At 63.1% G+C, this 9803-nt stretch carries 9 protein-coding genes; 7 read left to right on the top strand and 2 right to left on the bottom strand.

Features of this window, described 5'->3' with window-relative positions; translation table 11 throughout:
* Window positions 1-169 precede the first annotated feature (169 nt).
* The 7 genes from VMA74_RS02070 to VMA74_RS02040 all read left to right on the top strand — a co-directional run bounded on the left by VMA74_RS02070 (window position 170) and on the right by VMA74_RS02040 (window position 6980).
* Window positions 170-1369 carry an amino acid aminotransferase gene (locus VMA74_RS02070; RefSeq protein ID WP_325364315.1) on the top strand — a complete coding sequence of 400 codons (1200 nt, stop codon included), beginning with the start codon at window positions 170-172 and terminating at the stop codon, window positions 1367-1369.
* 94 nt (window positions 1370-1463) lie between these two features.
* On the top strand, window positions 1464-2375 hold the full coding sequence (locus VMA74_RS02065) for a recombination-associated protein RdgC (protein ID WP_325364313.1): 912 nt from the start codon (window positions 1464-1466) through the stop codon (window positions 2373-2375).
* A gap of 247 nt (window positions 2376-2622) precedes the next feature.
* Entirely contained in the window at window positions 2623-3390 is a 768-nt protein-coding gene (locus VMA74_RS02060; RefSeq protein WP_414649540.1) for a M48 family metallopeptidase, read from the top strand.
* A gap of 37 nt (window positions 3391-3427) precedes the next feature.
* Window positions 3428-3739, top strand: a complete 312-nt coding sequence (locus VMA74_RS02055) for a hypothetical protein (protein ID WP_325364311.1) — start codon at window positions 3428-3430, stop codon at window positions 3737-3739.
* A 4-nt stretch (window positions 3740-3743) separates the two neighbouring features.
* Complete coding sequence (locus VMA74_RS02050) at window positions 3744-4325, top strand: isoprenylcysteine carboxylmethyltransferase family protein (RefSeq protein WP_325364309.1); 582 nt, start codon at window positions 3744-3746, stop codon at window positions 4323-4325.
* Window positions 4326-4433: 108 nt separating this feature from the next.
* Entirely contained in the window at window positions 4434-6029 is a 1596-nt protein-coding gene (gene treF, locus VMA74_RS02045; RefSeq protein WP_325364307.1) for an alpha,alpha-trehalase TreF, read from the top strand.
* Window positions 6030-6128: 99 nt separating this feature from the next.
* Window positions 6129-6980 (top strand): SDR family oxidoreductase, encoded by an 852-nt coding sequence (locus tag VMA74_RS02040; RefSeq protein WP_325364305.1) that lies wholly within the window; start codon window positions 6129-6131, stop codon window positions 6978-6980.
* Window positions 6981-6989: 9 nt separating this feature from the next.
* Here the strand turns inward: VMA74_RS02040 and VMA74_RS02035 are convergent, their stop codons facing one another.
* Together VMA74_RS02035 and VMA74_RS02030 are read right to left on the bottom strand one after the other, a co-directional pair.
* Window positions 6990-8546 carry a Cache 3/Cache 2 fusion domain-containing protein gene (locus VMA74_RS02035; protein WP_325364303.1) on the bottom strand — a complete coding sequence of 519 codons (1557 nt, stop codon included), beginning with the start codon at window positions 8544-8546 and terminating at the stop codon, window positions 6990-6992.
* A gap of 188 nt (window positions 8547-8734) precedes the next feature.
* A complete protein-coding gene (locus tag VMA74_RS02030) occupies window positions 8735-9715 on the bottom strand; it encodes an alpha/beta fold hydrolase (protein WP_325364301.1) in 981 nt (326 codons plus the stop codon).
* Between the last annotated feature and the right edge of the window lie 88 nt (window positions 9716-9803).

The following is a 9803-nucleotide window of genomic DNA, read 5'->3' as shown; positions in this document are numbered from 1 at the left end:
GTTCGGCGATGCGCCGGCCCATAGTGGTTCTATGGGTCAAGCAGCGACGGACATATGGACCGCGCAGTCGGATTTGCAGCCCGGCCAATTCAAGTCCGGCAGGCTCCTAACTCAGGCGGACGTTTGGACGTCCATAATTTTTTCCTCCATTTCGCAGTCGAGTAGACCCGTGTCCCATTTCGCATCCGTAGAAATGACCCCAGGCGATCCGATCCTGGGCCTCACCGAAGCTTTCGTGGCCGATTCGCGTCCCGGCAAGGTCAACCTGGGCGTGGGCATCTATTACGACGAAACCGGCCGCATTCCCGTGCTGCGGGCCGTACGCCAGGTGGAAGAAGCGCTGGCGAAAGAATCGCTGCCGCGCGGCTACCTGCCGATCGACGGCCTGCCGGCCTATACGCAGGCCACGCAGAAGCTGGTGTTCGGCCCTGATTCGCCGCTGCTGGCCGCCGGCCGCGTGGCCACCTCGCAGACCATCGGCGGCAGCGGCGCGCTGCGCGTGGGTGCGGAGCTGCTCAAGAAGGCGCTGCCCAAGGCCAAGGTGGCGATCAGCAGCCCCAGCTGGGAAAACCACCGCGTGGTGTTCAACGCCGCTGGCTTCGAAGTGGTCGATTACGCCTACTACGACGCCGCCACCAATGGCCTGGACTTCGCCGGCATGCTGGCGGATCTGAACAAGCTGGAGCCGGGCACGGTGGTGCTGCTGCACGCCTGCTGCCACAACCCCACCGGTGTGGATCTGTCGGTGGAGCAGTGGCAGCAGGTGGTGGCGCTGGTGAAGGATCGTCAGCTGATGCCCTTCATCGACATGGCCTACCAGGGCTTCGACAAGGGCATCGATGCGGACGCGGCGGCGGTGCGCCTGTTCGCCGCATCGGGCATCGATTCCTTCGTGGTGGCCAACTCGTATTCCAAGTCATTCTCGCTGTACGGCGAGCGTGTGGGTGCGTTGTCGGTCGTCGGTGCGACGCGCGACGAAGCGCTGCGCGTGCAGTCGCTGGTCAAGCGCATCATCCGCTCCATCTATTCTAGCCCGTCCACGCACGGTGGTGCGCTGGTGGCCGGCGTGCTCAATAGCGCCGAGCTGCGCGCTTTGTGGGAACAAGAGCTCACTGAAATGCGGGAGCGCATCCACGCGATGCGTGCCGGCATGGTGGAAAAACTCGCTGCGCACGGCGCGCCGCAGTTCGGCTTCATCCAGCAGCAGGCCGGCATGTTCTCGTACTCGGGGCTCAGCAAGGCGCAGGTGGATCGCTTGCGCGAAGAGCATGCGATCTACGCCATCGGCACCGGCCGCATCTGCGTGGCGGCGTTGAACCGCAACAACCTCGATACCGTGGTTGCAGCCGTCGCGGCTGTGATTCGCTAACACTTCCCTTCTCGTCACCCCGGCGCCTTGCTGTTGCAAGGTGCTGGGTCCCGGCTTGCGCCGGGACGACGGATACTCGTGACCGGACCCAAGCATGTTTTTCCGCAACCTCACGCTGTTCCGCTTTTCTCCCTCCGTTGCCGAAGACCTGAGCCGCCTCGACGAAGCGCTGAACGATCATCGCCTGCGTCCCTGTGGTCCGCTGGAAATGAGCACGCGCGGATTCGTGCCGCCGGTGGGCCGTGGCGACGATGCGCCGATGACGCACGTGGTGAACGCCTGCACGCTCGTCACCGTGGGCGGCGAGGAAAAACTGCTGCCGGCCGCCGTGGTGAACGATGAGCTGCAACGCAAGGTACAAAAGATCGCCGAAGAAGAAGGCCGCAAGGTCGGCGGCCGCGAACGCAAGCGCCTCAAGGAGGACCTGCTCACCGAACTGCTGCCGCGCGCCTTTGTGCGCAGCTCGCGCATGTCCGCCTATGTCGATCGCAAGAACGGTTGGCTGGTGCTCGACACCGCCAGCCGCAAGAGCGCTGAGAATGCGCTCACCCAGGTGCGCGAAGCGCTGGGCAGCTTTCCTGCCGTGCCGCTGGCGCCGGAAGAAGGTCCACGTGTGCTGATGACCGACTGGCTCGCCAGCGGCAATCTGCCTGGCGGCCTCGTGCTGGGTGACGAGTGCGAACTGCGTGATCCGGCTACCGCTACCGGCGCGATCGCACGCTGCCGCCGGCAGGATCTCGATGCCGAAGAAGTGAAGGAGCATCTGCGCAATGGCAAGCAGGTGTTCCAGCTCGGTCTCGTGTTCGATGAGCGCATCAGCTTCGTGCTTGGCGAAGACCTGGTGGTGCGCAAGCTGAAATTCCTCGATGCCGTGGTGGACGAGCTGGGCGACAGCCAGCAGGACGCCGCCGCCGAAATGGATGCACGCTTTGCGCTGCTGACGCTGGAGCTGGAGCGCTTGCTGGGCAAGCTGGAAGAGTGGTTCGGGTTGCCCCGGCCGGAGTAACCCGCATTGGGGGGCTGCTTTTCCCTGGCGTAGACCGGGGCTCCCGGCGAGCTTCGCCCCTCGCCCCAGCCCTCTCCCCGCAGGGTAGAGGGGGTAAGCGTCGTCCCACGCCCCCTGAGACGCGCGCCAGATCGCGCTTCCCGCCGGAGGGGCAAAAAAGCCCTTGCGCGCAGCCTCGGCACCCCACATCCTGGCTGTGCCCAGACCCTCCCCTTCGGCCTGGGAGCAGTGCGGAAAGGCTTAAATCATGGCGTATCTCGACGGCGACTGGCTGGAGCTGGCGACACCCAGCGGCAATACCATTCGTGTGCTCAAAGCTTCGCATCCACGGGCGCGACGGCTGCGCCTGACGGTGTCGACCAAGGGCGCGCGCATCACCTATCCGCAGGGCACGCATCCCTCCCAGGTCAATGCATTCCTGCGTCATAACGCCGACTGGCTGGAGAAGAAGCTCGGCGAACTCAACCTGGTGATCGAGCCGCTGCCGCCGCTGCGCGTCGGCACCCCGATCGAGTTCCCGTTTCGCGGTGAAACCACCACGCTGGACTGGGCCGAAGGCGCCTATCCGCGCGTGGTCGCTCACGACGGTGGCATCACCCTGGAAATCCCGCGTCCGCACAGCCGTGCCTTGCCGGTGGCGCGCGGGTTGCTGGCGTCGTATTTCGAAGCGCAGATTCGCCGTGACGTGTCGCGCTGGCTCGCCGGCTACGTGCCGCAACTTGGATTGGCGCCGACAGCCTTGCGGATCCGCCCGATGAAGAGCCTGTGGGGCAGCCTGGATACGCGCGATCGCATCAATCTGGATCTCGCGCTAGCCCTCGCGCCGCCTGCCGCGTTGCGCTATGTACTGGCGCACGAGTTGTGTCATCTGAAAGTGCGCAACCATTCGCCGCGCTTCTGGGCGCACGTGGAAGCGATCTTTCCGGATTGGCGTGAACAGCGCGACTGGTTGCGCCAGAACGGCGCGCTGCTGAAGGCTGAACTGGATCGGCTGATTGCCGACGTTGCCGACTGATAGGGTCACGCGTCAACGCTAGCGGAACGTATTCAGCATGAATGACATGCATCACTTTTTCGCCAAGCTGCACGGCCCGCGCACCACCTTTCCCGCCGATATCACGCCCGGGGAAATGGCGCTGATGAAGGCGCATTCGGACTATTGGCGGGCACAGATGAGCAAGGGCTACGTGGTCGTGTTCGGTCCGGTGATGGATCCGGCGGCGGCCTACGGCGTGCTCGTCATGCAGTTGCCCGACGGCATGGCACCCGCGTCGCTGATTGATGACGACCCCGTCATCAAGGCCGAATGCGGCTTCCGCTTCGAATGTCATCCGATGCGGGCCGTGCTGCCACCGCAGGGATAGGCGCGTGATATCACCATTGCCCGGCCGGCTCTTCAGCGCTGTGTGGCTGCTCTGGTTCGTGTATTGGGGCGTTAGCGCGCTGCGCGTGAAACCCGCGGTTCGAGTCGAGCCACGCATTTCGCGCCTGGGCAGGCATGTGCTGCTCATCATCCTGGCCGTGCTGCTGCTGCGCAGGTACGCATGGTTGAACGGTAGCTTCCTCAACGAACGTTTCGTGCCGGATCAGATATGGATCGTGTGGCTGGGTTTTGGCCTTACGGTGACCGGCCTGGCTTTCGCCTGCTGGGCGCGCGTGGTGCTGGGGCAAAACTGGAGCGGCATCGTGCAGCTCAAGCAGGATCACGAACTGATCGTACGCGGGCCGTACAGCTACGTGCGCCATCCCATTTACTCCGGTTTGCTGCTGGCGTTTTTCGGCACCGCGCTGGCGATCGGCGAGTGGCGTACGCTTGTCAGCGTGCTGCTGGTCGGCGTTGCGTTCTGGCGCAAGCTGCGGCTCGAGGAGCGCTGGCTTTGCGAATTATTTGGCGACGCATATCGCAACTACATGCGGCGCGTAAAGGCGCTCGTGCCCTGGGTGATTTGAACCGAACACGACTTCACCCGCGCTCCACGGCGGTCCCCGTAGCGTTTCATTATTGAATCGTGGCAGTTCGCCGGCATGGCGAATGCCACGCTGACGCGAATTCCGGTGATGAACGAGCAGACCCTTGCAAGCCCGCGCATCAAGCCTGCAGGCGTGGCGCCCGCCGATACGCTGACCCCGGCGGATCGCTATCGGGAACTGTTCGTGGACGTGCAGATGAATCGCGTGTTCGCCGACAGCAAGACCTTTGTCGACTGCGCGCCGTTGGGTGCACCCGAGCGGATTCTCGCTTTGTACCGCGACCAGCGCGGCGAACCGGACTTCGACCTTGCCGCCTTCGTCCATGCACACTTCGAAGTGCCCGTGGTGCATGCCAGCCATTACGTGTCGGTGCCTGGGCAAGCCTTGTGCGATCACATCGACGGCCTGTGGGATGTGCTGACGCGGCGCCCGGAGCGGCATCCTCCCAACTCGTCGCTGCTGCCATTGCCCAACAGCTATGTGGTACCGGGCGGGCGCTTCACCGAGCTGTACTACTGGGATTCGTACTTCACCATGCTTGGTTTGGCGGAAAGCGGGCGCCACGACCTGCTTCATTGCATGGCGAGCAATTTCGCCCACTTGATCGACGCCTACGGTCATATCCCCAATGGCAACCGCACCTATTACCTGAGCCGCTCGCAGCCGCCGGTGTTCGCCTTGATGGTTGGCTTGTTCGAGCAGCACGGCGTCAACGAGGCAGTCGTCTGGCTGCCGCAACTGTGCAAGGAATACGACTACTGGATGGCTGGCGCCGAAGCCTTGCGGCCGGGTGATGCGCATCGCTGTTGCGTACGGCTGGATGATGGTTGTTTGCTCAACCGCTATTGGGACGATCGCGACACACCCCGCGAAGAATCGCATCGGGAGGATGTCCTCACCGCCCGCCGCAGCACGCGCCCAAGCACGGCGATCTACCGCGACTTGCGCGCAGGTGCCGCCTCCGGCTGGGATTTCAGTTCACGCTGGTGCGATGACGGCAAGCTGGAAACCATCCGTACTACGGCGATCCTGCCGGTCGATCTCAACGCTTTCATGTATTACCTGGAACGGCAGATTGCCGAACTCAGTCGCGCCGATGGCCAACACAAGCAAGCCGATGCTTTCGATGCGCGCGCAGAACGCCGTCGCGAGGCCGTCAATCGCCTGCTGTGGAACGAAACCGCCGGCTGCTTCCTCGATTACGACTGGCAGCGTCACGCGCCGCGCGAAGCGATCAATGCCGCGGCCAGCGCACCGTTGTATGTCGGTCTCGCCAGCCGGGATCAAGCGGTGCGCGTTGCCGACGCCTTGCGTACGCACCTGATGGAAGAGGGTGGCCTGGGTGCCACCGTCATGGAATCGGGCCAGCAATGGGACAAGCCCAATGGCTGGGCGCCGCTGCAATGGCTGGCGATTTGCGGCCTCCGCCGTTACGGATTGCATGCGCCGGCCGAAGACATTGCGCATCGTTGGTTGCACACCGTGGGCAGCCTGTACGAGCGTGAAAGCAAGCTGGTCGAAAAATATGAGTTGATGGTCACACCCGATGGCGCAGTCGGCGGCGATGGCGGTGAATATCCCTTGCAGGATGGCTTCGGCTGGACCAATGGCGTAACCCGGCGCCTGTTGCATGAAAAGCCGGAGCATCCGGCGAACGAGGCGTGCGCCGCGGCGAAGGCTTGAAACAAAATGTAAATCCATACGTCGCGTGGCCGCGATGCTCACGTTCATCGAACGGCCTTGCCGACACGCTTGTCCTCGCTAACAACGAGGACGACCGGCATGAGCACGAGCGCAGCAGCGGCAAATTCCACCGCGCCGACCCTGGCGATTCCCCGGACATTGCGAGGGCAGAAAGCGCTGGTGACCGGGGCCAACTCCGGGATCGGCCGCGCGGTAGCGATCGCCCTGGGTGAGGCCGGTGCGGACGTCATGGTGAACTACGTGACGGGCGATGAAGCGGCCGAAGAAGTCGTCGCTGCGATTCGTGCCTACGGCGTGAACGCCTCCGCATACAAGGCCGACGTGTCCTCCGAAGAGCAGGTTGCCGGCATGTTCCGCGAAACGATCGCACGTTTCGGCACGCTGGACATTCTCGTCAACAACGCCGGGCTGCAACGCGACAGCAGCTTTCAGGCAATGACGCTGGCGCAATGGCACACCGTGCTCAACGTGAACCTCACCGGGCAGTTTCTGTGCGCACAGCAAGCCATTCGCGAATTTCTACGCCGTGGCGTGGTACCTGAGGTGTCCTGCGCGGCCGGCAAGATCATCTGCATGAGTTCCGTGCACCAGGAAATTCCCTGGGCAGGTCACGCCAACTACGCCACCTCCAAAGGCGGCATAAAACTGCTGATGGAGAGCATGGCGCAGGAGATGGCGCCGCATCGTATCCGCATCAACGCCATTGCGCCGGGCGCCATCCGCACGCCGATCAACACCTCGGCATGGAGCACGCCGGAAGCCTACAAAAGCCTGATGACCCTGGTGCCTTATGGCCGGATCGGCGAACCGGAAGATATCGCACGCGCCGCAGTGTGGCTGGCTTCCGATCTTTCCGATTACGTGGTGGGCACCACCTTGTTCGTCGATGGCGGAATGACGCTTTATCCCGGCTTTGCGACAGGCGGATGAGCTTCGCGGTCACTCCGCCATTTTGAACGTCGCCACCGCCTTGCGCATGATCTGTGCCTGCTCTTTCATGCTCATCGCGGCCGCTGCCGATTCCTCGACCAACGCCGCGTTTTGCTGAGTGGCGTGATCCATCATCTCCATGGCCCGGTTGATTTCCTCGATGCTGCGCGTCTGCGCGATGCTTGCGGTGGAAATCTCGTCCATCAAGCCGGATGCGCGCTGGATGGCCTCGGCGATCTTGCGGGTAGCGATGCCGGCCCCATCCACCAGTGCGCTACCTGCATCGACGGTCTGCACCGAACTTGAAATAAGTTGCCGGATCTCCTTCGCCGCATCGGCGGAGCGCTGCGCCAAGGCGCGCACTTCAGTGGCCACCACCGAAAAGCCGCGGCCGTGCTCGCCGGCACGGGCTGCTTCCACGGAAGCATTCAAGGCCAGGATGTTCGTCTGGAAGGCGATTTCATCCATGATGCCAATGATGTCCCCGATGCGGTGCGAGCCGGCCTTGATGTCGCCCATGCTCGAGATGACCTGGCTCATGACGCCGCCGCCCTCCTTGGCCAATTGCGCCGCCGATGCAACCAGGGTAGTCGCCTCGGCGGCGTGGTTCGCGTTCTGCCGGACGGTCGCCGTAAGTTCTTCCATGGTCGCCACGGTCTGCTCCAGCGATGACGCCTGGGTCTGCGTGCGCCGGGAGAGATCCGCGGTGCCGCCCGCAATCTGGTCCGACGCCGTGCAGATGCTGTCGCTGGACTGCCGCACCCGCGCGACAACCTCGGCCAGGCCGACGCTGATGCCATTGATGCCTTGCAATAGCTTGCCGATGTCGTCGCGACGGTAAACCGGCGCCTGTGTGCTCAGATCGCCCCCGGCGATGCGTTGCGCGGCGAGCATGCAGTGGGCCATCGGCCGGCTTGCCTGGATATGGACCAATCCATAAACGCATGCCGCGATGGCGATGCAAGCGATCAGGCCCAGCACACCCACTTCCATCTCGCTGCCCGGCTGGGGCAACGCGTGGGCCAGGTGCCAGAAGACGAGAAAGACGATGGCGCTCAAGGCAAAAGTGGCCGTCGCCGTACGCATCGCCATGCCGGTACTGCGCAGGGCGCTGACGTCCAGGCCGACGTAGCGGGCGCCAATCACCTTTCCGGCAGTATCCACGACGGGGTCGTAGCGGGTCATGTATTGCTTGCCGAAGATGGTGGCGTAGCCCACATAGGCTTGCCCCGACAGCAGCAGGCGATAAGCCGGGTGGGAGCGGTCCAGCACAGTCCCGACGGCGCGCGTGCCGTCCTGTTTCTTCACCGACGTGGTCACCCGTACGAAGTCGTTGCCACTGCGCGCGAACAGCGTAGCGGTGGCTCCGGTTTTCTCCGTAAAGCGATCGGGCACCGAGAAATTCGAATTAAGCAGCACGCTGCCGTTACGGAACGCCGGCGTGGTCCGGTCGCCCACCTTGATTGGCTCCGCCTCATGGAGCTGGTAACGCTCGGGCAGCTCGTCGGAAAACGCACGTGCCAGTGACTGGATGCGTATGGTGGGCGGAACGGGAACGAAGCTCACGATGAGAGACCTCGGATAAGTGGCCGATAGCCAACCCTAGTACAGCATGACGAACGTTCTGCGACATTCCGGTGCGCCCATCCAGCGGGCGCTTACGCGCCCATGGACACCCTTGCGGACGGCTCGAAGCTAGCACGAGCGTGCGCGAAGGAAAATGAGGTGTGCCTGGCTTTGCGTGGCCTGCCGGTTCAGTGCGCCAGGATGAAACTGGTCAGCACTTGGGCGAACGCCTGCGGTTTCTCCATCTGCGGCATATGGTTGCAGCCGTTCAAGATGCTGGTGCTGATGGACGGCGCATGGGTGAGGCCGGTGCGCAGGCTTTCGAGCGCGGAGATGTCGACGATCTTGTCATCATGGCACCACATGCCGAGCACCGGCATGGTGAGTTTGTCGAGCCGCGTCTGCAATGACAGGATCTGCGAGTTTTCGCGCAATTCGTTGAACGTCTTGTCGATGAAGGCGCGATTCTTGATGTTTTCCTGTACGAACACATCGATGAAGCGGCCCGGGATATGCGGCACATGCTCGAATGCCCACGCATTGGCGCTCAGGAAACCGGCGCGGTCGTTGTAGTCGAAGAGGTTCTTTCCGCTCAGCGCCGCCTTGGCAAAGGCGTTTTCCTTGAACTTCAGGCCGAACGAATCGACCAGTGCCAGTTCCGCGACATCTTGTGGATGCTCGGCGGCATATACGCCGGCAATGGCGCCGCCCATGGAGTGGCCGACAATGACCGAGTGTTGCAGATGCAAGGTCTGGATGAAGTCGTTCAGGCGATCGGCCTGGTTGTCGATGTTGTAGCTCGCACCGGGAATGCGCGAGGACTCGCCCCAGCCGGGAAGATCCGGAATCACCACATGGAAATGCGCAGTCAGCAGCGGTGCCACCGGCAGCCATACCTCCTTGTTCGCGGCAAAGCCGTGCAGCAGCACGATCGTGGGACCCTGGCCGCCTTCGTAGTACACCCAGCGCGTGTCGCCGGCCTGGACGGTCTTCTTCTCCAATTGCGCGGCGGTCGCCTGGCGCCAGTAATTGGCCTGAACCAACCATTGCGGTGCGAACAGATAACAGCCGCCGCCGACCACGACGATGAGTGCGGCGAGCATGCCCAGGAATTTCAGGCGGCGGATCAGCAGGCGTTGCCAGAGCGGGCGGGTGGTGTTGGTGTTCATGCAATTGCCTCGAGGATTCATTTCTTCTCAAGAGAAGAATAGTGCCTACTTAAACGTGTATCTCGCGCTTGCCAGGATGCATCCCCTC

Source organism: Dyella sp., from assembly GCF_035508675.1.
Taxonomy (GTDB): domain Bacteria; phylum Pseudomonadota; class Gammaproteobacteria; order Xanthomonadales; family Rhodanobacteraceae; genus Dyella_B.
Note: the sequence above shows the minus strand (reverse complement) of the source record. Positions and strands in the feature narration are given on the sequence as shown.

Excerpts from the sequence above, each read along its gene's own strand:
- VMA74_RS02065 (WP_325364313.1), top strand. The coding sequence starts at position 1,464 with ATGTTTTTCCGCAACCTCACGCTGTTCCGCTTTTCTCCCTCCGTTGCC.
- VMA74_RS02060 (WP_414649540.1), top strand. The coding sequence starts at position 2,623 with ATGGCGTATCTCGACGGCGACTGGCTGGAGCTGGCGACACCCAGCGGC.
- VMA74_RS02055 (WP_325364311.1), top strand. The coding sequence starts at position 3,428 with ATGAATGACATGCATCACTTTTTCGCCAAGCTGCACGGCCCGCGCACC.
- treF (WP_325364307.1), top strand. The coding sequence starts at position 4,434 with ATGAACGAGCAGACCCTTGCAAGCCCGCGCATCAAGCCTGCAGGCGTG.
- VMA74_RS02040 (WP_325364305.1), top strand. The coding sequence starts at position 6,129 with ATGAGCACGAGCGCAGCAGCGGCAAATTCCACCGCGCCGACCCTGGCG.
- VMA74_RS02030 (WP_325364301.1), bottom strand. The coding sequence starts at position 9,715 with ATGAACACCAACACCACCCGCCCGCTCTGGCAACGCCTGCTGATCCGC.